Origin of the sequence: Billgrantia ethanolica (assembly GCF_021404305.1) — a bacterium.
Taxonomy (GTDB): Bacteria; Pseudomonadota; Gammaproteobacteria; order Pseudomonadales; family Halomonadaceae; genus Halomonas; species Halomonas ethanolica.
On the sequence record NZ_JABFTX010000004.1, the window covers coordinates 189,242 to 208,724 of the forward strand.

The following is a 19,483-nucleotide window of genomic DNA, read 5'->3' on the forward strand; positions in this document are numbered from 1 at the left end:
GCCCATGCGCGCCATGCAAGACGCCTTTCGCGATGCCGCCACCCGCCGGCTGCTGATTACCTGGGCGGTGCTGATGGGGCTGACGCTGGTTACCATGCTCTCCGCACAGTTGGGCGGCGATACCCGCCTGGCCGCCCTGCCGCTGTGGTCGGCGGGCCTGCTGCTGGCCACCACCTTCTTCAAGGTGCACCGGGTGCTGATGGTGTACCTGGGCCTGGCCGACGCTTCGCCGGCCTGGCGCGGTGCCTTCGTCGGGCTGGTGCTGGCCACGCTGGTGCTGGTGGGATCGGGTTATTCGATTGCCCGGTTCTATTGAGGGCTGAACGAAAACGGCGCCGCTATCAAGGGTAGCGGCGCCGTTTGCTGTGGCACGGGTTCAATAAGAAGGCGGCGGTGGTCCTACCCCAGCCCACTCGGCCAGCCGCCGGGCCAGGCGGATCAGGCCGTAGACGGCGAAGGGGGCAACGAACATCATCAGGATGCCCCAGTCCTGGGTGTTGATCACCCAGGCCAGCGGGGTGATCACCGCGAAGGCGGCCAGCAGGCCGAGGCACAGGGCAATGGCGGGACGGTTGACTGTCATCTTCACTCCCCCTAGTTACATATGATTTGACGGTAGATACCCGGCAGCGCCAGCGACAGGTGCTCCGGCCGGTTGACGATGGCATAGCTGCCGCGACCGAACAGGTGCGAGACGTACTGGTGCGCCTCGCTGTCGATGGTCACGCCGAACACGCGCACCTCGTGCTGGCGCGCCTCGAGCACCGCCCGGCGGGTGTCCTCGATGCCGTAGCGGCCCTCGTAGTAGTCGGTATCGTTGGGCTTGCCGTCGGTGAGCAGCAGCAGCAGCCGATGCCGGTTGGGGCGTTCGGAGAGCTCCTTGGTCACGTGGCGGATCGCCGGTCCCATGCGGGTGTAGTGGCCGGGCTTGAGCGCCGAGATGCGTCTTGCCACCCGTTCGTTCATGGCCTCGTCGAAGGTCTTGAGCGTGTTGACCCACACCTTCTGACGCCGGTGCGAGGTGAAGCAGTGGATGCTGTAGTCGTCGCCGCAGCCGGCCAGGCCGTGGCCCAGTACCAGCAGCGCCTCCTTGGCCACGTCGAGTACCCGGCGATCCTCCAGCCAGGCATCGGTGGAGAGCGAGACGTCGACCAGGATCGAGACGGCCAGGTCGCGGGCCTGCTGGCGGGTGGCCTGATAGAGGCGGTCGCTGGACTCGCCGGTGGCGGCCAGGTCGCAGCGTGAGCGGATCACCGCGTCCATGTCGAGCTCGGTGCCGTCGTACTGGCCGCGTAGGGTCTCGCGACGCGGGCGCAGCGCCTCGAACTCGCGCCGCACGCGACGGATGCGCCGCTGGGTGGCGGCATCGGGCTGCCACTGCTCGCCCTCCTCGCTCTGCAGTTCGGTATGCACCAGGCAGTGGTCGGGCAGGTAGATCTGCTTGCGGTAGTTCCACTCGGGGTAGGTGTGCTTGCCGCGCAGGCGCTCGCCCATCGCTTCGTCCGGCGGCAGGTCGAGGTCGACCTTGATGCGTGTCGCCGCCCGCTGCTTGTGCGGGCTGAGGATGATCTCCTCCATCTGCTCGGCGGCGCGCTTGGCTTCCTCGTCCTCGTTGTCCTCGACCAGGCGATTGAGGTTCACCATCTCGGTCCAGGAGAGCATCTTCTCGAAACGGTTGGCGATCAGCGGGTCGTCGCGCTCGGTCTGGTCTTGGCGCTTGCGCTCGGCCTTGCGCTTGCCGTCGCTCACCGTCTGGGCACTGTTGGTCTCGCCCTCTTCCGGGTCTTCCCGACTCTCGTCGCGACCGGCCCCGGTGCCGAGGGCTACCACCTGCCCCCACAGCGGCACCGGCAGCGGCGGACGATAGCCACGAGGTGCGCCGATACCGTCGAGCGACAGCTCGGGCCGCGTCACGGCGTGGTGCATGGCCGCCGCCCAGCCTTCCAGTTCCCGCGCTTCGCCAAGCAGCACGCGCAGGGTCTGCTCAAGCGCAAGCTCCATGGTCGGCAGGCGCTTGCGCGCCGGGCGCACCAGCAGCAGCGCCCGGCAGAGCCGGCGATAGCGCTCGGCCAACCCGGGGAAGCGCTCGAGCGCGGCGTCGCGGGCGCGCACCGCCTCGCGCAGGCGCGCCAGGTCGGCACGCAGCGGGTCGCGCTGCGGCTCGATCTGGCGCGCCACCGCCAGGTAGGCCACCAGCCAGAAGTAGAGATCGCGATTGAGCCCGGCATCGGGAAACAGGTCGATCTGCGGCGGCAGCAGCAGGTTCTCCTCGTCGCGCCGGGCCTGGTCGATGGCCTCGTCATCGAAGCCGAGCCGCTGACGCAGCGACAGGCGGTGATGCGAGCTGCGCGCGACGATGGCCGCCACCTCCACGCCCGCCTCGCCGCCGCTGGCACGGAAGAACACGCCGAGCACATGGCGCATCTGCTCCATGGAGACGGCCGCTTCTGGATAGCGCTGATAGCTGGCGGCGCTGGAGGCCCAGCGGTGCCAGTGGCGACCGACGAACTCCTCGAGTTCGAGAAACTGCATGAGCGACCTCCTGATCGACAAGGCGCTGACCGGCGCTGTGGTTTTGGGGCTGATTCGGCGGCAGGCCTACGAGGAGGCGCTGTAAATACTTCCCTGTACGCTACCGACGCCATCCCTGGCGTAGAACCTCCTCTTCGGCCTGCCCCCTTCGCCCCGCACTGTGGAATGTTCAGCCGAAAGTGGCGCGAATCGACTCCAACAACCCTTCCTGCACGTCCAGATCGTCCGAGAGCGGCTCGACCAGGGTGGCGCGGGTGGCCTCGAGGATCGGCATGCCGGCATTGATCAGGGTGGCGCAGTAAACCAGCAGGCGGGTCGAAACGCCCTCTTCCAGGTCTTGGCCCTTGAGCTCGCGCAGACGTCCGGCCAGGTTGACCAGCGCGGCGCAGCGTTCATGGGAAAGGCCGCTCTCGCGGGCGACGATGTCGCACTCCACCCGCGGCGGCGGGAAGTCGAACGACATCGCCACGAAGCGCTGGCGGGTGCTCGGCTTGAGCGACTTGAGAATGTGCTGATAGCCGGGGTTGTAGGAGACCACCAGCATGAAATCGTCCGGCGCTTCGAGCAGCTCGCCGGTTCTTTCCAGCGGCAGCAGGCGACGGTCGTCGGTAAGCGGGTGCAGCACCACGGTGACGTCCTTGCGCGCCTCGACCACCTCGTCGAGGTAGCAGATGCCGCCCTCGCGCACGGCGCGAGTCAGCGGGCCGTCGACCCAGCGGGTCTCGCCGCCCTGCAGCAGGTAGCGGCCGGTGAGGTCGGCGGCAGTGAGGTCATCGTGACAGGAAACGGTGAACAGCGGACGGCCCAGCTTGGCCGCCATGTAGCTGACGAAGCGGGTCTTGCCGCAGCCGGTCGGCCCCTTGAGCAGCATCGGCAAGCGCTGCCGGTACGCCTGCTCGAACAGCGCGCACTCGTTGCCGACCGGTTCGTAGTAGGGCAGCTCGCGCGCGAAGGCGGCAGCGGCATTGGTGGCAGTAGCGGTATGAGACATGGCGAAACCTCTAGGGGAAAGAGGACGGGGCGGCATGCCGCCCCGCCCCTGGCTCACTCGGTGGCGACGATGGAGGGCTGCTTGACGTGAGCGCCTACCTGCTCACGGGCCGGCCCGAACACCGCGTAGAAGAACATGGCAGCGGCGATGGCAACGAAGATGCCGGTGCCGAAGCGCATCACGTAGAACAGCTCGAGCTGTGCCTGCACCTGCATGAAGTTCATGCCCAGTACCCGCTGCAGGTGGGTCTGCACCACACCGGCGAAGGTCAGGGTGAAGGTCATGAACCACATGGCCGAGGTCATGATCCAGAAGGCCCACATGTTGAGCACCTGGTTGTAGGGCTGAACGCGGCGCAGCTGCGGCATGGCGTAGGTGATGATGCCCATCACCAGCATCACGTAGGCACCGTAAAAGGCCAGGTGGCCGTGGGCGGCGGTGATCTGAGTGCCGTGGGTGTAGTAGTTGATCCACGACAGGGTATGCATGAAGCCCCATACGCCGGCGCCGAAGAAGGCCACGGCGGCACAGCCCAGGGTCCACAGCATGGCGGCCTTGTTGGGGTGGTTACGGCTGCCCTTCCAGAACATGTAGAAGGCGAACACCACCATGGCGAAGAACGGGATCACCTCCAGGGTGGAGAAGATGCTGCCGATCGGCTGCCAGTAGCCGGGGGTGCCGATCCAGTAGTAGTGGTGACCGGTACCCAGCAAGCCGGAGAACAGCGCCAGGCCGACGATCACGTAGAGCCACTTCTCGATGATCTCACGGTCCACACCGGTCATCTTGATCAGCAGGTAGCCGAGCAGCGAGGCCATGATCAGCTCCCACACGCCTTCCACCCAGATGTGCACGATCCACCACCACCACAGCTTGTCCAGCGCCAGGTTGTCGGGGTTGTAGAAGGCGAACAGCCAGAACACCGCGGCCAGCCAAAGGCCGAGCATCAGCACCATGTTGATGGCGGTCTTGCGGCCATTGAGCATGGTCAGGCTGGTGTTGAACAGGAACATCAGGAACGAGACGGTGATCATCAGTTTCGACCACAGTGGCTGCTCGAGATAATGACGCCCCTCGTGGATGCCGAACTGGTAGCTGATCAGCGCACCGGCGCCGGCGATGGCGAACAGCAGCAGCTGGAAATAGGCCAGCTTGGGGCTGTAGATCTCATTCTCCGCCTCTTCCGGCATCAGGTAGTAGGTGCTACCCATGAAGCCGATCAGAAGCCACACGATCAAGAGGTTGGTATGGCTGGTACGGGTGATGTTGAAAGGCATCGCCTCGGACATGAAGTGCGGCCACACGTAGGCTGCCGCCGCCGCCAGTCCGAAGATGATCTGTAGAGCAAATAGTGCCATTGCCAGCATGAAGAACGGCAAGGCCACCTTCTGCGTTTCGTATTTCATGGTTCGACTCCTTGTTTCCTGGAAGGGGGATCAGCCCGCCGGGTGCGGCGGCCAGCCCTGGGTGTCGATGGAATCGGTCCACTCCAGGAAGTCGATCAGCGCCCGCATCTCTTCGTCGTTGATGTCGTGAGCCGGCATCTGGCGACGGCCGGGGGCGCCGGTGGGCTGGGCGTTCATCCACGCCGTCAGCGCCATGCGGGCCCCTTCGGGGTTGTCGCGTCCGCCGAAGCGGGTCCAGACGTTGCCGATCTCAGGCGCGAAATAGGAGCCTTCGCCGAGAATGGTGTGGCAGTTGATGCAGTTGTGCTCTTCCCATACGTGCTTGCCCAGGCGCACGGAGTCCGACATGGGCTGGGTCGAGGTATTGACGATGTAGAAATGGCTGTGGGCCGTCAGTGCGGCAAACAGCAGGAAAAAGAATAGCGAGCCGCCGTAAAAGATATTACGGGCCGCCGCCTTGGTGAGGCCTTCGGTCATGGCCTTTCCCCCTCGCTGGTGACACTTCAGGGACCTGCGACCGAAGTCGGCGAGCCCCACCCCTTAAACAAGCATTTATAATGCATCTTAAGAGTACAGCCATGGCTGAGGAGTAGCATTGACCTTCGTCAAATCGGTGGTGATGAACGGTGGGATCAGAGAAAGAACGGGGCTTTCAGGAGAGCGGTGGAATGTCGCACGGCGGGCCGCTGGGGCCCGCCCGCGCAGTCGTTTACCGCCGGGTATCAGTGATGTCCTCGATCCAGGTCAATGCCGCCACCCCCGCCGGCAGCCCCAGGGTAGGAATCGCCAGCATGGCCACCTGCTTCAAGGCCTCCGGCTCGATGCCTTCGTCCATGGCGCGGCGCATGTGGGAATGCACGGCCCCTTCCGAGCCGCCGCCCACCGCCAGCGCCAGCTTGACCAGGCGCCGCGTGCGGTCGTCCAGCGGCCCCGCCTCGGCACATGCCTTGCCCAGCGAAGCGAAGGCGCGCCACACCTCGGGATAGTCGTCGGCCACCTTGCCGGCACCGGAAGGAAGATCTTGATTGGCCATGTGGTTTTTCCTCGTCTTGTCGTGAATGTCTCGGCAGGCTTCAGTATAGAAGCCTGTTGCGTCGAAGAAAGCCGTCTCAAAGCGGCAGGAAGAACCAGGGATCCTTGGTCATGGCCGTGCCCATGATGTAAACGAACACCACGATCGCGGCCAGCGCTGCCAGCCCCCGCGTCATCGGCGTACGCCCGCGCTTGATCGCCACGGTGCCGAGCAGGATGTAGCCGAGCAGCCCCAGCAGCTTGGCGGCCAGCCACGGATGCTGATGCGGCCACATGGAGAGCATCGTCATCAACATGACACCCAGCAGCAGCAGCAAGGTGTCGTTGACGTGAGGCAGGATTCTCACCCAGCGCCGCTGCAGCAGGGAAACCTCGCGCACCGACCACCAGGCGCGCACGATGAAGAAGGTGATGCTGAGCACCGCGGTGGTCATGTGCAGATGCTTGATCAGCGAGTAGTACTCGATCATCGACTGGCTCCGTCCCTAGCTGTTGCCCGTCCGCCTCGGGCCGCCTAGCCCGCCTGGCCGTCTGCCCGGGCGCTCAATAGTGGCAGCGTATAGTGAAACAGGAAGATGAGGTAGGCGATACACCAGAAGATGATGCTCAGGTTATAGGTCCAGTGAGTGATCTGCGGGAACATGGCGAGGATCGGCGAGCGCAGCAGAGCGCCGGCGAAGATCAGCGCCAGGCCCACGCCGATGCCCGGCAGGGTGCGGATCTCGCGCCCGGTGTGACCGAGCGAGACCCGCGCCATCATCGCCAGCATCATGGCGCCGATGCCACCGATGGCCAGGGCATGCAGGGCCAGCTCGACGCGGAAGACGCCCATCAGCGCCATGGCCCACATCGTCAGACCGACCGGCACGAAGGCATAGCTCAGGTGCAGACCCCACAGCAGCGGCTCACGCAGGGTCAGGTGGCCCTCCCAGCGCACCAGACGAATCAGGCTGGCCAGCGCCGCCACCAGCATCACGCTGGCCAGCAGCACAGGCGGCGCGGCGGCACCGAGCAGCGCCGCAAGTTGCAGCAGCACGATCGCCAGCATCGAGCCGAGAGTCAGCCTCTCCAGCGCAGGAATCGCCGACGGCTGCGGCCGCCCCAGCTTGCGCGAGGTGAAGAAGGGAATCACCCGTCCACCGAGTAGCACCATCAGCACCGCAATCAGCAGTACGCCGAGATACCCCCCTTCGCGGATCAGCGCGAACTTGCCCTGGGCCACGCCCAGGTGCATGGCCAGATTGGCCGTCGCCAACAGCAGCAGCACCGGCACGAACATCAGGTTGCGCCACAGCCTGGCCGACGCCACTAGGCTGCCCATGACCAGCGCGGCCAGCGGCAGGAAGGCCACGTCGAGTACGATCAGCAGCCATACCGGCAGCCCCATGGGAAATGCCAGGGTGATTCGGGCCGTCAGCCACAGTGCCACCAGACCGAGCAGCGGCACGCCGCTCAGGCTCGGCCGGCCGGTCCAGTTTTGCACCGCGGTGAGCAGGAAGCCCACCACCACGGCGGCACCGAAGCCGAAGATCATCTCGTGCTGATGCCACCACATCAGCCCGCCGTGGGGGCGCAGCAGGATGTCGCCGTGCCAGAAGGCGAACCACACCACCATCGCCAGCACGCTGAACAGCGACGCCAGCAGGAAGAAGGGACGAAACGCCAACCGCGCCAAGGGCAGGCGCGGCTGGTGGGGAGCGGGGGAAGCGGTGTTCATGGCGGCATACCCGACTTGAATGCTTGGATGAATCCATTATGGCGATTCGCGTCGGGCGGCTTCATGACGAGTATCAAGAATGCTTCTTTTTAATGGCCCGCGCAGCCAATGATTACTAATGGCTGGTGCCTTCCTCGTACTGCGTCTTGTTCCACACATTGTACTTGCCCGAGGGCCGCTTCATCGGCATTCGCCCCAGTTCCTCCAAAGTGTTGGCGTCGAGCCACAGCAGGTAGCCGTCGTCGTCCCACACGCTCAGCAGCAGGGTCTCGCCGCGGCGGTCGAACTCTACGTGGGCGGCGGTCTTGCCCGGCTCGGGAATCAGCGTCTCGACGATCTCCAGGCTCTGCTTGTCGATCACGTGGATGCGATCGTGGTTGGGGCCGAAGAAGACGTCGACCCAGGCATAGGGCGAGTTTTCGTGGCTGCGCATGAAGAAGCCGGGACCGTCGGTTTCGATATGGGTGATCAGCGACCAGTCGGTCATGTCGAACACCGAGACCTGGCCCTTGTCGATGTGCGGCATCGCCATCACCCGGCGGCCGTCGAGCTCCCAGGTGATACCGGCCCCCAGATGCGGCATGCCCTCCAGCGGCAGGTCGGCGACCTTGACCTCCTCATCCATGTCGAACACCTGACCGCCCTTACCGCCGCGAGCGGCGCCGACCAGATAGCGGTACTCCATGTCGAAGAAGAAGTCGTCGAGGTAGTCCGGCGCCTCCATGCGATGCAGGGCGAAGTCGCCGACCAATGCCTCGTCGCCGGCGGCGCGCTCCTCGGGCCAGCGGATCTCCCACACCTCGGGGATGTCGCGCAGGGCAGCGACGAAGCTATTGCGCGGCGGTGCGGTATAGACGGCGCTGACCCGTGAGGTCTCACCGTTGAGCCCTTCCACCGGAATGGAAGCGATCAGCTCCAGGTTGCGCGCATCCAGCAGCACCAGGGTATGCGGCAGGTAATTGCCGGCCAGCACGTAGTTGCCGTCGGCGGACACCGCGATGTTGCGCATGTTGATGCCGGCACGCACCTCGGCGGTGACCTCGAGGTTGTAGATGTCGTACTTGGTCACCCAGCCGTCGCGGGAGCCGAAGAACACGTAGCGGCCGTCCGGGGTGTACTTGGGCCCGCCGTGCAACGCGTAACGACTGGGAAAGCGGGTGATGCGCTCGAAGCGGTCGCCATCGAGCAGACTGACGTGGTGATCGCCGATCTCCACCACGATGAACAGGTTCTTGAGGTCCTCGACCTCGAAAACCGGCTCGTCGGGCAGCGTGCCGTAGGCGTGGTTGACCACATGACTGGCCAGGATGTCCTCGTCGGTCCAGCTCGGCTCGACCTCCGGCGGCTCGTAGATCCACTCCGCCAGGGCGGCGATCTCGGCCTCGCCGAGCAGCTCACCGTAGGCGGGCATCTGGGTGGCAGCGCGCCCGTCGCGGATCACCTCGACGGCCTCGGCGTGCTTGAGCCGCGAGAGGTTGTCGGGCAGCAGCGCCGGGCCGATGCCGCCCAGGCGGCTCACGCCGTGGCAGATGGCACAGTGGTGGTTGTAGAGCACGTTGGCGTCGGGCTCGTCGGCCAGCGCCGGGATGGCGGGAACGGTCAGGCCCAGCAGGCCCCCGATGAATAGCCTGGAAAGTTTCACAGTGCCAGCCCTCCCACGGTCAGGGTCGGGTCGATATCTAGATCGCTGCGGGTCAGCCGGGTCATGCCGGGGGCCAGGGCGTCGGCCAGGCGCACCACCTCGCCCACCACGATCAGCGTGGGCGGCTTGAGCGCCTCACGCTCGATCGTTTCCACCAGATCGCCCAGGGTGGCGAAGACGTTGCGCTGCTCGGGGGTGGTGCCGCGTTCCACCAGCGCCACCGGGTGCTCCGCCGGCAGGCCGTGACGCTGCAGTTCGGTGCTGATCAGCCTGGCGTTGGCTAGGCCCATGTAGAACACCGCGGTGTGATGGGGCACCGCCAGCGCAGCCCAATCCAGCGTCAGCTCGCCGTCGGCCTTGGCGTGGCCGGTGACGAAGGTCACGCTCTGGGCGTGATCACGATGGGTGAGTGGGAAACCGGCGTAGCTGGAGCAGCCCGAGGCCGAAGTGATGCCCGGCACCACGCGAAAGCCGACGCCGCACTGGACCAGGTACTCGGCCTCCTCGCCACCGCGACCGAAGATGTAGGGATCGCCGCCCTTGAGCCGCAGCACCCGCTTGCCCGCACGGGCCAGCTCGACCAGCAGGGCGTTGGTTTCCTCCTGGGGCAGCGAGTGGTGGCTCGAGGCCTTGCCCACGTAGTAGCGCTGCGCCTCGGGGCGGGCCAGCGCCAGCACCTCCTCGGACACCAGCCGGTCGAACACCAGGCAGTCGGCCTGCTGCAGCAGCGACAGGGCGCGCAGGGTGAGCAGGCCCGGGTCGCCGGGGCCGGCGCCGACGATGGCGACCTCGCCGGGCGCCAGCGGTGCCTCGTCGAGCTCGAAACCCGGATGTCTCGATTGGCGGTGTGTTGTCATGATCGGCCTCTCCCCGAAGCGTCAAACGGTCTTTTTCGTATTCCGATGTTGGTGTTCCGATGCCTACAGCTCGGTGGCCTGAATCGTGTCGAAGGGGGCGGCCACGCGCCGCTGGCGGTCTTCTTCCACCCCGATCTCCTCGTTGCTGAGGTAGCAGCCAGGATCCTCCTCCCAGGGGTCGCCGGTCACCTTCCACGCCCTCACCCGGGTGTTGCCGTTGCAGATGGCAAGAAAGCGGCACTCGGCGCAGCGCCCCTTGAGCGGCCGCGGACGCTGGCGAAAGCCCTGCATCAAGGCATCCTGGCTGTCGCGCCAGATCTCCGAGAACGGCCGCTGGCGCACGTTGCCGATGGCGTGGTCCCACCAGAAGGTGTCGGGGTGCACGGTGCCCAGGTTGTCGATGTTGGCGATGTACTCCCCCGAGGCGTTGCCGCCCCAGTGGGTCAGGCGCCGCTCCAGCGCCTCGACCCGGTCGGGGAAGTGCTGGCGCGCCCACATCAGCAGGAAGGGGCCGTCGGCGTCGTTGTTGCCGGTGACGTACTCGCGCTCGACGCCGCGTTCGAGCTCGGCCCGGCAGTGGTCGAACAGCCGGGTCATGGCGTCGCGGGTCATCTGGTACCAGGCATCCTGCTTGCGATGGCGATGGCCGCGCCCGCCGTAGTTGAGGTGCGAGAGGTAGAACTTGTCGACGTCGTGCTCGTCGATCAGCGCCAGGATGGCGTCGAGCTGCTCGTAGTTCTGCTGGGTCAGGGTGAAACGCAGCCCCACCTTGATGCCGTGCTGCTTGCACAGCTTGACCGCATGCATCGACTCGCGAAACGCCCCCTGACGGCGGCGGAACTCGTCGTGGGTGGCCTCGAGGCCGTCGATGCTGATGCCCACGTAGTCGTAGCCGCACTCGGCGATCTGCGCGATGTTGCTCTCGTCGATCAGGGTGCCGTTGGTGGAGAGCCCGGTATAGATGCCGAGCTCCTTGGCGCGCTGAGAAATCTCGAAGATGTCCGTCCGCATCAGCGGCTCGCCGCCGGAGAGGATCAGCGCCGGCACGCGGAAGCGCTTCAAGTCGTCGAGGACGGTGAAGACCTCCTCGGTTGCGAGTTCGCCCTTGAAGTCGACGTCCGCCGAGACGGTGTAGCAGTGCTTGCAGGTCAGGTTGCAGCGCCGGATCAGGTTCCAGATCACCACCGGGCCGGGGGGCTTGGGGGGCGCGGCGCCGGTTTCACCCCCTTTGAGCGTGGGTTCGAGCAGCGATTTGACGTAGCGGGTGACACGGAACATGGGAACCTCCTCTGGCGCGGCGCAGGCCTCAGCGCGGCGGACCGGGTCGGCGAGCGAGCCGCAGGCCGGTCTTCTTGAGAATGCGGGAGCTGTACAGGATGCGGTGGTCGCGGCAGGCCTCGCCGAGCTTCTCGCGCAGCGCCTCGGCCTGGCGCTCGACCTCGGCCTGGCTCTTGCCGTGCAGCATCACGAACAGGTTGTAGGGCCACTCGGGCAGATGGCGCGGGCGGCGGTAGCAGTGGCTCACGCCGGGAATGCCGGCCACCTCGCGCCCCAAGCGTTCGATGTGGGCATCGTCCACGTCCCATACGGTCATGCCGTTGGCCACGTAGCCCAGCCGATAGTGGTTGGGTACCGCGGCGATGCGGCGGATCACGCCGCTCTGCTGCATGCGCTGCAGGCGCGCGCGCACCTCTTCGCCGGTGAGACCGAGCGGCCCGCCCACCGCGCTCCAGGGATCCGGCACCAACGGCAGACCGGCCTGGGTGGCCAGCACGATGGCGCGGTCGATGGCGTCGAGGCCGTTCGCGCCGGCGGCTTCGGCCAGCGGCTCAGACGGGCAGGTGGAGACGGACATGGAATTCCTCCTGCTTGGGCATGTTGAACACTGCAAGACCGGTGGCGGCCTCGATCGCCGCGATGGTCTCGCCGATACGCTCGGGGGTCTCGGTGGCCAGAACGAACCACATGTTGAGGCGGTGATCGCGGCGGTAGTTGTGGGCCACCTCGGGGAAGGCGTTGACCGCCGCGGTGACTCGCTCGAAGTCGGCTTCCGGCACTTCCAGCGCCGCCAGGGTCAGGCCGCCGCCCAGCCGCTCGGCGTGGTACATGGGGCCGAAGCGGCTCAGCACGCCATCCTCCAACAGCCGCTCGAGGCGATAGAGCAGTTCGCCTTCGGAGAGCGCGAGCTCGGCTGCCACCGCAACGTAGGGGCGCTCGACCAGCGGCAGGCCGTCCTGCAGGCGGTTGACGATACGCCGGTCGGCAGCGTCGAGTTCGACCGGCTCGGGCCGATGGCGGTGGGCACTCATGGTTGATCCTCTCGGGCGTAGCGGCCACCGCACTGCTTGTAGGCCTTGAGGCTGAACAGCACGCGGTGGGGAATATGCTGCAGACCGTGACGCCCGACGATAGCGTCGAGCGCTTCCAGCACCCGCTCGCGGCGGGCGCCGTGGATCATGCAGAATAGGTTGTAGGGCCAGACAGGCAGGCGTCGCGGGCGGCGATAGCAGAGTGTCACGGCGGGCTCCGCAGCCAATTGCCGCCCCACCTCTGCCACGCTGTCGTCGGGCAGGTCCCACACCACCATGGCGTTGGCGCGCATGCCCAGGGCGTGATGCCTCACCACCAGCCCCAGGCGCTTGATCAGGCCCTCGCGCTGCCAGCGCTCGACCCAGGCCAGCACCTCGCCTTCACTCATGCCGCACTGCTCGGCCAGCGTCAGCCAGGGGCGCTCGGTCAGCGGCAGGCCTCGCTCGAGCAGCGAACGCAGCCGCTCAGGGCATGCGCTCGCGCGGGAAGCTGTGTCGGTCGAGGTCAGGCCGTTCATGGCGTCTCCAGCTCGTCCCAGGGAATCGGAAAGCCGAGGTCGATGTGGTAAGCCGCGACCATCGGCAGGCGCAGCACCGCATACCCCAACTCCTCTTCCAGAGCTTCGAGGCGCGCTTCGAGCTGCTGCTCATCGGCGGCGGTCATCACGAACCAGAGATTGAAATCGTGCTCGCGCAAGTAGTTGTGATTGACCCCCGGCGAGCGGTTGATCGCCGCCGCCACCCGGTCGCGCTCGGCCTCGGGCACCGCCACCGCCGCCAGCAGGCTGGCACCGGCCCGGGCATGGTCGAACACTGGCCCGACCCGGCTCAGCACTTGATCATGCTGCAACCGCTGGAGACGCTCGATCACCTGCGCCTCGCTCGCTCCCAGGCGCTCGGCCATGGCCGCGAAAGGCCGCTCACAGAGTGGCAGCTCGCGCTGAAAGGCATCGATGAGGCGTCGGTCGAGTGAGTCGAGTGCAGCCATGGGCAGTGTCCCGGCAGGCCGAAGGAAGCATGATCTTAAGCGGTATCTTACATGCGACATCAGCCCCGAAAGCGGCCATCGACGCTGCCGTTGACACAGGTCAAAAGAGGTATTTTCAAAGTACCTTTTTCACGACCTCGAAGCCGCTACTTGCCACGGCTTTGACGTTCGTCAAAACAACGGCGTGATCGGAGCGCAACACTGCGTGAACGCTGCGCCCCGCTGCGGGTGCGGCAAACGCTGACTTTCGCTGCATCGTGAGGCTCCCCATGCACCTTCCGGCTCTGCTGTTACTTATTGCTTCCATGCTTCCGGGCATCGCCATGGCGGAGCCTCACGCGGACGGCGTCGACCCGCAGCGCCAGACCGAGCTGGAAACCCTGCTCTACCAGGACTGCGGCTCGTGCCACGGCATGACCCTGCGCGGCGGACTGGGCCCGGCGCTACCCCGCGACCGCATGGAGGGCTTCAGCCCCGAGGCGCTCGCCCACATCATCCAGCACGGCATTCCCGGCAGCGCCATGCCGGGCTGGAAGGCCCTGCTCAGTGACGCCGAGGCGCGCTGGCTGGCGGAGCACCTGCGCACCGATAACCGCCTGAAAACGCTGCAACAGGACTGACCCGGAGACTGGCCATGGCTATTCCACACCCGTTGAAGACGCTGCTTGTCGGCGGCGCGCTCACTCTGCTGACTGCCGGCCAGACGCTGGCCGAAACACCACTGAACGGGGAGCTGCGCGGTACCGGCGACCTCGGCGTGGTCATCGAGCGCGCCACCGGCAGCGTGGCGCTGGTCGACACCACCCGCCGTGAAGTGCTGCGCCATGTCGAGGGCTTCGGCGATCTCTCCCACGCCTCGGTGAAGTTCACCCGTGATGCGCGTTACGCCTTCGTCTTCGGCCGCGACGGCGGCCTGACCCGGCTCGACCTGCTCACCGGCGAGATCGACGGGCGCATCATCCAGGGTGGTAACAGCATCGGCGGCGCCATCTCCCAGGACGGCCGCTTCGTGGCGGTGGGCAACTACGAGCCGGGCGGGGTCAAAGTGTTCGACACCGAGACCATGGAGCTGGTCATCGACGTGCCGGCCACCTATCGGCGACCGGACGGCAGCACGGCCCAGGCCAAGGTGGTGGGGGTGGTGGACGTGCCGGGCAACGTGTTCGTCTTCAGCCTGTTCGAGGCCGGCGAGATCTGGACCCTGGACATGTCCCAGGACGAGCCCGAGCTGACCCAGTACCGCGACGTGGGCAGCATGCCCTATGACGCTCTGATCACCGCCAACGGCCGCTACTACATCGCCGGCCTGTTCGGCGAGGACGGCATGGCCCTGCTCGACCTGTGGCATCCGGAGAACGGCGTGCAGCGCATCCTGCCCGACTACGGCCAGGGCGAGCAGCGCCTGCCGGTGTACAAGATGCCCCACCTGGAGGGCTGGGCCATGGCCGGCGACCAGGCCTTCTTCCCCGCCGTAGGCCGCAACGAGGTGCTGGTGGCCGACACCCGCGACTGGTCGCTGAGCAACCGCATCGCCGTGCACGGCCAGCCAATCTTCGTCATGAGCCGCCCCGACGAGCGTCAGGTGTGGGTCACCTTCGCCCACCCGCTCAACGACAAGGTGCAGGTGATCGACACCCAGACCCACGAGGTGATCCAGACCCTGGAGCCCGGCGAATCAATCCTGCACAAGGAATTCACTCCCCGTGGTGAGCACATCTGGATCTCGGCTCGCGACAGCAACCAGGTGGTGATCTACGACACCCGCACCTTCGAGGAACTGGCCAGGCTGCCGGCCGAGTCGCCGAGCGGGATATTCTTTACCCACCGGGCCCACCGAATCGGCTTGTAGGAAGGGTGTATTGACAGGCTCTCGCCTCGCAGCTAAACCAAGGAAAACAATAACGATTTTCCTGACGCGAGAGCCTCTTGATGGATATCAATCATATCCTGCAACTGCCTTTCACCCGTGAGGGTGGCTGGCAGCAGCTGCGCCGCGAGCGCCCTTCCCTCAACGCCCTGATCCTGCGCGTCGTGCTGCCGCTGTCGCTGCTGCCGCCAGTGATGCTCTACTACGCCATCCATCACCACGGCGACGCCTTGCTGGCGGGCCTGAGCGCGCGACCCTGGGCGCTGATCGCGCCGACGCTGTTCAGCGCCGAGCTGATCACCTTCCTGATCATGGGCTGGCTGATCCACGGCGTAGCCGACGCTCACCGCCTGCGCCTCAGTCTGCGCGACGCCTACTTCCTCGCCGCCATGGTGCCGCTGCCGCTGTGGCTCTCCTCGCTGACCCTGTTCGTGGCCGACCTGTGGTTCATCGTCAGCGGCGTACTGTTGGCACTGATGCTCTCCTGCGGACTGGTCTACCACGGCTTGCAGGCGCTGGCCGAACGCGAGGAAGACGACATCATGGTGATGTCGGCCACCTACGCCGTGATCGCCTTCGGCCTGATGGCCTGGGGCGTGCTGCTGGCCCTCGTCTGGGCTCTCTAGACACTCAACGACAAGGAGCTGCGCTAGGCCAATCCAGGAGCACCGCGACAATGCGCCTCAGGCTGGCGCGGGATTAAAGATGTATTTTACATACATATTATAAATCCCCCCAGACGAAGGAGAGACAGCATGCTCACCCGGCAGCAGGAGCAGCTCATCGAAGCCACCGCCCCGGTGGTCGCCCAGCACCTAGACGCCATCACCCAGCGCTTCTACCCGCTAATGTTCGCGCGCTATCCCGGCGTGGCCTCGCTGTTCAATGCCGCGCACCAGCAGAGCGGCGCCCAGCAGCGCGCCCTGGCCGGCGCCGTGCTGGCCTACGTGCAGCTGCGCCAGGACCCCGCCAGGGCACGTGAAGTGCTTGGCATTGTGGTAGAGAAACACGTATCGCTGGGCATCCAGCCCGACCAGTATCCCATCGTCGGTGAGTGCCTAATGGCGGCCATCGGCGAGGTGCTCGGCGACGCCGTGACACCGGATATCGCCAGTGCCTGGTCCGCGCTGTACGACGAGCTGGCTGGCCTGCTGATCGAACTGGAGGAGCGGCGCTATCGGGCCTTTGCCGAGCAGCCAGGCGGCTGGCGCGGCCTGCGCCGTTTCCGCATCGCGGCCACGCGCCAGGAGAGCGCGGTGATCCGCTCCTTCGTACTCGAACCCGAGGATGGCGGCCCGGTGGCGGACCACGCACCCGGCCAGTACATCGGCGTGCGCCTTACCATCGAAGGCGAGCCGGTCTATCGTCACTACAGTCTTTCCGACATACCCAATGGCCGCAGCTACCGGGTTTCAATCAAGCGCGAGGCCAAAGGCCGTGTCAGTCGCTATTTCCACGACGCTCTGGCGGTCGGTGATAACGTGGAGCTGCTGCCCCCGGCCGGCGAGCTGATTCTTGCCGATGGTGACGAACCTCTGCTGCTCGCCAGCGGCGGTGTAGGGCAGACTCCGATGCTGCCGCTGGCCAAACAGGCACTGTCCGAAGGGCGGCGCGTGGTCTACCTGCATGCCGCCCTGGACGCCGAGCACCATGCCTTTCGTGAAGAACTCGCCTCCCTGCAGTCGGAGCATTCCGGCCGGCTCAAGACGGTGACGATTCACGAACAAGGCAATGATGCCGACCATATCGGGCGTATCGACCGGCAGCTTCTCGAGCACTACCTGCCGAGTGGCCAGCCGCGCTGCTACTTCGTCGGTCCACAGGGCTTCATGAGCGCTATCGACCGTGCGCTGGCAGAGCTCGGTATCGAGGAAGAACGGCGCCACTTCGAGCACTTCGGGCCGTCGCGCCCGCTCGATGCGGCCTGACAATCCCGCCTCGCCATGACCCTCATCAAAAGCCGCTCTCCCGTAGTCGACTAGCATGGTCGGGTTTACCCAGACTGCGAGGAGAGCGACATGGAGCTCGTCTGCCCGGCCGGTAACCTGCCGGCCCTGAAGCGGGCGGTGGATGAAGGCGCCGATGCCGTCTACTTCGGCTTCCAGAACGCCACCAATGCCCGGCAGTTCGCCGGCCTCAATTTCACCGACAAACGCGCCCGCGAAGGCATCGACTACGCCCATGCCCGCGGCAAGAAGGTGTTCTGCGCCATCAACACCTATCCACAGCCCGACGGCTGGGCCCAGTGGACCCGCGCCGTGGACCAGGCCGCCGAGCTCGGCGTCGACGCCCTGATCATGGCCGACATGGGCCTGCTCGACTATGCCGCCCGGCGCTACCCCGATCTAGCCCGCCACCTCTCGGTGCAGGGCTCGGCCACCAGCCACGAGGCGCTGCGCTTCTACCATGACCAGTTCGGCATCAAGCGCGCCGTGCTGCCGCGGGTGCTCTCCATCACCCAGGTGCGCGACCTGGCCAAGCAGAGCCCGGTGGAGCTGGAAGTATTCGCCTTCGGCAGCCTATGCATCATGGCCGAGGGTCGCTGCTACCTGTCGTCGTATCTCACCGGCGAGTCGCCCAACACCCGTGGGGTCTGTTCGCCGGCGGCCCACGTGCGCTGGGAGGAGACCCCGCAAGGACTCGAGTCGCGCCTCAACGGTGTACTGATCGATCGCTACGGCGACGGTGAGCGGGCCGGCTACCCCACCCTGTGCAAGGGACGCTTCGAGGTCGGCGGCGAGACCTACCACGCCATCGAGGAGCCCACCAGCCTCAACACCCTGGAGCTGCTGCCGGAGCTGCGCGAGCTGGGCATCAGCGCGGTGAAGATCGAGGGCCGCCAGCGCAGCCCCGCCTACGTGTCGAAGGTCGCCGGCATCTGGCGCCAGGCGCTAGACCGCCTCGAGCGAACGCCGGAGCGATTCCACCCCGACCCCGCCTGGATGGCCGGCCTCGGTGAGGTCTCCGAGGGCGCCACCACCACCTTGGGCGCCTACGAACGCCGCTGGAAATAGGAGCTTTTCATGTCATCCGATTCCCTGCAGCTCGCCCTGGGCCCGGTGCTGTTCTACTGGACTCGCGAGCGCTACGCCGACTTCTACCGTGAGGCCGCCGACTGGCCGGTGGAGATCGTCACCTTGGGCGAGTCCGTCTGCTCGCGTCGCCGCGACATGAAGCTCGACGACTGGCTCGGCATCGGCCGCGAGCTGGCCCAGAGCGGCAAACAGGTGGTGCTGGCGAGCCAGACCCTGATCGAGTCCGAGGCCGACCTGCGCGACCTGCGCAAGCTGTGCGACAACGGCGAGTTCATGGTCGAGGCAAACGACCAGAGCGCCCTGCAGCGCCTGGCCGCCGCCGGTCTGCCCTTCATTGCCGGGGCAGCGCTGAACCTCTACAACCCGGCCGCCATCGGCGTGATGGCGCGGGCCGGCATGCAGCGCTGGCAGGCGCCGGTGGAGATGTCGCGTGACGATCTCACCCGCCTGCTGGCCGACTGCGCCGCCGAGGAGCTCGATGCACCCTGCGAGGTGTTCGCCTACGGCCACCTACCGCTGGCCTGGTCATCGCGCTGCTTTACCGCGCGGCGCCACCAGAAGCCCAAGGACCGCTGCATGTTCGTGTGCCAGAAGTACCCCGAGGGCCTGGCGCTACGCTCACAGGAATCCAAGGAGGTGTTCACCCTCAACGGCATCCAGACGCTTTCCGGCGCCTGCCAGGACCTGCGCCACGAGATCAAAGACATGGCCGGAATGGGCGTGGGCGTGGCGCGCCTGAGCCCCCGTGCCGAGGGCATGGCCGAGGTGGTCGCCGCCTTCGACGCCGCCCGCCGCGGCGAGCTGCCCGCCGCCGATCCACTCAGCCTGGTCGAGGCCGAGGTGTGCGACGGCTACTGGCATGGCCGCCCGGGCATGGACAACACCCGGCTTACTGCTGGCTTAGCCGAGAACCACAGCCACTCCTCATCGAGTTCTGCCTTCTACGGAGCCAAGTGAGGCGCCGGGGCAGGTCGAAGAGGAGGTCATTTGCCATGGATGGCAAATGTAGCGCCCATGGATGGGTTCACAGCGCCTCCTCGCAGACCTGGCGACGGCGCGGCACATCCCATAGCAAGTACGGCCATTTATCTTCGATAGGCCTTTTTC

The 19,483-nt window shown here is 66.2% G+C and carries 22 protein-coding genes; 7 read left to right on the forward strand and 15 right to left on the reverse strand.

All coding sequences use genetic code 11. The features are described 5' to 3' along the window. Positions 1–4: 4 nt before the first annotated feature. Positions 5–316: a cytochrome C oxidase subunit IV family protein gene (locus HOP53_RS17450; protein WP_234271210.1), complete on the forward strand. Its 312-nt coding sequence runs from the start codon at positions 5–7 to the stop codon at positions 314–316. Between the two features lie 60 nt (positions 317–376). Here the strand turns inward: HOP53_RS17450 and HOP53_RS17455 are convergent, their stop codons facing one another. The 15 genes from HOP53_RS17455 to HOP53_RS17525 all read right to left on the reverse strand — a co-directional run bounded on the left by HOP53_RS17455 (position 377) and on the right by HOP53_RS17525 (position 13,474). Continuing rightward, positions 377–583 (reverse strand): hypothetical protein, encoded by a 207-nt coding sequence (locus HOP53_RS17455; RefSeq protein WP_234271211.1) that lies wholly within the window; start codon positions 581–583, stop codon positions 377–379. Positions 584–594: 11 nt separating this feature from the next. Beyond that, positions 595–2,532: a nitric oxide reductase activation protein NorD gene (locus tag HOP53_RS17460; RefSeq protein WP_234271212.1), complete on the reverse strand. Its 1,938-nt coding sequence runs from the start codon at positions 2,530–2,532 to the stop codon at positions 595–597. A 169-nt stretch (positions 2,533–2,701) separates the two neighbouring features. Beyond that, a complete protein-coding gene (locus HOP53_RS17465; RefSeq protein ID WP_234271213.1) occupies positions 2,702–3,523 on the reverse strand; it encodes a CbbQ/NirQ/NorQ/GpvN family protein in 822 nt (273 codons plus the stop codon). Positions 3,524–3,576: 53 nt separating this feature from the next. Further along, positions 3,577–4,929, reverse strand: a complete 1,353-nt coding sequence (locus HOP53_RS17470) for a cbb3-type cytochrome c oxidase subunit I (protein WP_234271214.1) — start codon at positions 4,927–4,929, stop codon at positions 3,577–3,579. Positions 4,930–4,959: 30 nt separating this feature from the next. Continuing rightward, positions 4,960–5,406, reverse strand: a complete 447-nt coding sequence (locus HOP53_RS17475) for a c-type cytochrome (RefSeq protein ID WP_086510550.1) — start codon at positions 5,404–5,406, stop codon at positions 4,960–4,962. Between the two features lie 232 nt (positions 5,407–5,638). Next, a complete protein-coding gene (locus tag HOP53_RS17480) occupies positions 5,639–5,962 on the reverse strand; it encodes a carboxymuconolactone decarboxylase family protein (protein ID WP_234271215.1) in 324 nt (107 codons plus the stop codon). Between the two features lie 76 nt (positions 5,963–6,038). Then, positions 6,039–6,431, reverse strand: coding sequence for a SirB2 family protein (locus HOP53_RS17485; protein WP_234271216.1), 393 nt, complete (start codon positions 6,429–6,431; stop codon positions 6,039–6,041). 44 nt (positions 6,432–6,475) lie between these two features. Next, the gene (locus tag HOP53_RS17490; protein WP_234271217.1) at positions 6,476–7,678 is read right to left on the reverse strand and encodes an NnrS family protein; all 1,203 of its coding nucleotides are present in this window, start codon (positions 7,676–7,678) and stop codon (positions 6,476–6,478) included. A gap of 115 nt (positions 7,679–7,793) precedes the next feature. Continuing rightward, positions 7,794–9,320, reverse strand: a complete 1,527-nt coding sequence (locus HOP53_RS17495) for a cytochrome D1 domain-containing protein (protein ID WP_234271218.1) — start codon at positions 9,318–9,320, stop codon at positions 7,794–7,796. Further along, positions 9,317–10,177 carry a uroporphyrinogen-III C-methyltransferase gene (gene cobA, locus HOP53_RS17500; RefSeq protein WP_234271219.1) on the reverse strand — a complete coding sequence of 287 codons (861 nt, stop codon included), beginning with the start codon at positions 10,175–10,177 and terminating at the stop codon, positions 9,317–9,319. The genes HOP53_RS17495 and cobA overlap by 4 nt, the downstream gene beginning before the upstream one ends. A gap of 63 nt (positions 10,178–10,240) precedes the next feature. After that, positions 10,241–11,455 (reverse strand): heme d1 biosynthesis radical SAM protein NirJ, encoded by a 1,215-nt coding sequence (nirJ, locus tag HOP53_RS17505; RefSeq protein WP_234271220.1) that lies wholly within the window; start codon positions 11,453–11,455, stop codon positions 10,241–10,243. Between the two features lie 28 nt (positions 11,456–11,483). Then, positions 11,484–12,032, reverse strand: a complete 549-nt coding sequence (gene ahbB, locus HOP53_RS17510) for a siroheme decarboxylase subunit beta (protein ID WP_234271221.1) — start codon at positions 12,030–12,032, stop codon at positions 11,484–11,486. Further along, positions 12,007–12,486 (reverse strand): Lrp/AsnC family transcriptional regulator, encoded by a 480-nt coding sequence (locus tag HOP53_RS17515; protein ID WP_234271222.1) that lies wholly within the window; start codon positions 12,484–12,486, stop codon positions 12,007–12,009. Before HOP53_RS17515 ends, ahbB (HOP53_RS17510) begins: the two co-directional genes overlap by 26 nt. Next, positions 12,483–13,004, reverse strand: a complete 522-nt coding sequence (gene ahbB / locus HOP53_RS17520) for a siroheme decarboxylase subunit beta (protein ID WP_234271223.1) — start codon at positions 13,002–13,004, stop codon at positions 12,483–12,485. The genes HOP53_RS17515 and ahbB (HOP53_RS17520) overlap by 4 nt, the downstream gene beginning before the upstream one ends. Further along, positions 13,001–13,474, reverse strand: coding sequence for an Lrp/AsnC family transcriptional regulator (locus HOP53_RS17525; RefSeq protein WP_234271224.1), 474 nt, complete (start codon positions 13,472–13,474; stop codon positions 13,001–13,003). The genes ahbB (HOP53_RS17520) and HOP53_RS17525 overlap by 4 nt, the downstream gene beginning before the upstream one ends. Positions 13,475–13,743: 269 nt before the next feature. On the opposite strand from HOP53_RS17525, the gene HOP53_RS17530 reads away from it, so the two are divergent. The 6 genes from HOP53_RS17530 to HOP53_RS17555 all read left to right on the forward strand — a co-directional run bounded on the left by HOP53_RS17530 (position 13,744) and on the right by HOP53_RS17555 (position 19,333). Next, entirely contained in the window at positions 13,744–14,094 is a 351-nt protein-coding gene (locus HOP53_RS17530) for a c-type cytochrome (protein ID WP_234271225.1), read from the forward strand. Between the two features lie 14 nt (positions 14,095–14,108). Beyond that, the gene (locus tag HOP53_RS17535; RefSeq protein WP_234271226.1) at positions 14,109–15,323 is read left to right on the forward strand and encodes a cytochrome D1 domain-containing protein; all 1,215 of its coding nucleotides are present in this window, start codon (positions 14,109–14,111) and stop codon (positions 15,321–15,323) included. An 80-nt stretch (positions 15,324–15,403) separates the two neighbouring features. Beyond that, a complete protein-coding gene (locus tag HOP53_RS17540; protein ID WP_234271227.1) occupies positions 15,404–15,967 on the forward strand; it encodes a YIP1 family protein in 564 nt (187 codons plus the stop codon). 129 nt (positions 15,968–16,096) lie between these two features. Beyond that, complete coding sequence (gene hmpA / locus HOP53_RS17545; RefSeq protein ID WP_234271228.1) at positions 16,097–17,269, forward strand: NO-inducible flavohemoprotein; 1,173 nt, start codon at positions 16,097–16,099, stop codon at positions 17,267–17,269. Between the two features lie 90 nt (positions 17,270–17,359). Continuing rightward, complete coding sequence (gene ubiU / locus HOP53_RS17550; protein WP_234271229.1) at positions 17,360–18,355, forward strand: ubiquinone anaerobic biosynthesis protein UbiU; 996 nt, start codon at positions 17,360–17,362, stop codon at positions 18,353–18,355. Positions 18,356–18,364: 9 nt separating this feature from the next. After that, positions 18,365–19,333, forward strand: coding sequence for a U32 family peptidase (locus HOP53_RS17555; protein ID WP_234271230.1), 969 nt, complete (start codon positions 18,365–18,367; stop codon positions 19,331–19,333). Positions 19,334–19,483: the final 150 nt, after the last annotated feature.

Coding starts and splice junctions, on each gene's coding strand:
- HOP53_RS17450 (WP_234271210.1), top strand. CDS start 5: ATGCGCGCCATGCAAGACGCCTTTCGCGATGCCGCCACCCGCCGGCTG.
- HOP53_RS17455 (WP_234271211.1), bottom strand. CDS start 583: ATGACAGTCAACCGTCCCGCCATTGCCCTGTGCCTCGGCCTGCTGGCC.
- HOP53_RS17460 (WP_234271212.1), bottom strand. CDS start 2,532: ATGCAGTTTCTCGAACTCGAGGAGTTCGTCGGTCGCCACTGGCACCGC.
- HOP53_RS17465 (WP_234271213.1), bottom strand. CDS start 3,523: ATGTCTCATACCGCTACTGCCACCAATGCCGCTGCCGCCTTCGCGCGC.
- HOP53_RS17470 (WP_234271214.1), bottom strand. CDS start 4,929: ATGAAATACGAAACGCAGAAGGTGGCCTTGCCGTTCTTCATGCTGGCA.
- HOP53_RS17475 (WP_086510550.1), bottom strand. CDS start 5,406: ATGACCGAAGGCCTCACCAAGGCGGCGGCCCGTAATATCTTTTACGGC.
- HOP53_RS17480 (WP_234271215.1), bottom strand. CDS start 5,962: ATGGCCAATCAAGATCTTCCTTCCGGTGCCGGCAAGGTGGCCGACGAC.
- HOP53_RS17485 (WP_234271216.1), bottom strand. CDS start 6,431: ATGATCGAGTACTACTCGCTGATCAAGCATCTGCACATGACCACCGCG.
- HOP53_RS17490 (WP_234271217.1), bottom strand. CDS start 7,678: ATGAACACCGCTTCCCCCGCTCCCCACCAGCCGCGCCTGCCCTTGGCG.
- cobA (WP_234271219.1), bottom strand. CDS start 10,177: ATGACAACACACCGCCAATCGAGACATCCGGGTTTCGAGCTCGACGAG.
- nirJ (WP_234271220.1), bottom strand. CDS start 11,455: ATGTTCCGTGTCACCCGCTACGTCAAATCGCTGCTCGAACCCACGCTC.
- ahbB (WP_234271221.1), bottom strand. CDS start 12,032: ATGTCCGTCTCCACCTGCCCGTCTGAGCCGCTGGCCGAAGCCGCCGGC.
- HOP53_RS17515 (WP_234271222.1), bottom strand. CDS start 12,486: ATGAGTGCCCACCGCCATCGGCCCGAGCCGGTCGAACTCGACGCTGCC.
- ahbB (WP_234271223.1), bottom strand. CDS start 13,004: ATGAACGGCCTGACCTCGACCGACACAGCTTCCCGCGCGAGCGCATGC.
- HOP53_RS17525 (WP_234271224.1), bottom strand. CDS start 13,474: ATGGCTGCACTCGACTCACTCGACCGACGCCTCATCGATGCCTTTCAG.
- HOP53_RS17530 (WP_234271225.1), top strand. CDS start 13,744: ATGCACCTTCCGGCTCTGCTGTTACTTATTGCTTCCATGCTTCCGGGC.
- HOP53_RS17535 (WP_234271226.1), top strand. CDS start 14,109: ATGGCTATTCCACACCCGTTGAAGACGCTGCTTGTCGGCGGCGCGCTC.
- HOP53_RS17540 (WP_234271227.1), top strand. CDS start 15,404: ATGGATATCAATCATATCCTGCAACTGCCTTTCACCCGTGAGGGTGGC.
- hmpA (WP_234271228.1), top strand. CDS start 16,097: ATGCTCACCCGGCAGCAGGAGCAGCTCATCGAAGCCACCGCCCCGGTG.
- ubiU (WP_234271229.1), top strand. CDS start 17,360: ATGGAGCTCGTCTGCCCGGCCGGTAACCTGCCGGCCCTGAAGCGGGCG.
- HOP53_RS17555 (WP_234271230.1), top strand. CDS start 18,365: ATGTCATCCGATTCCCTGCAGCTCGCCCTGGGCCCGGTGCTGTTCTAC.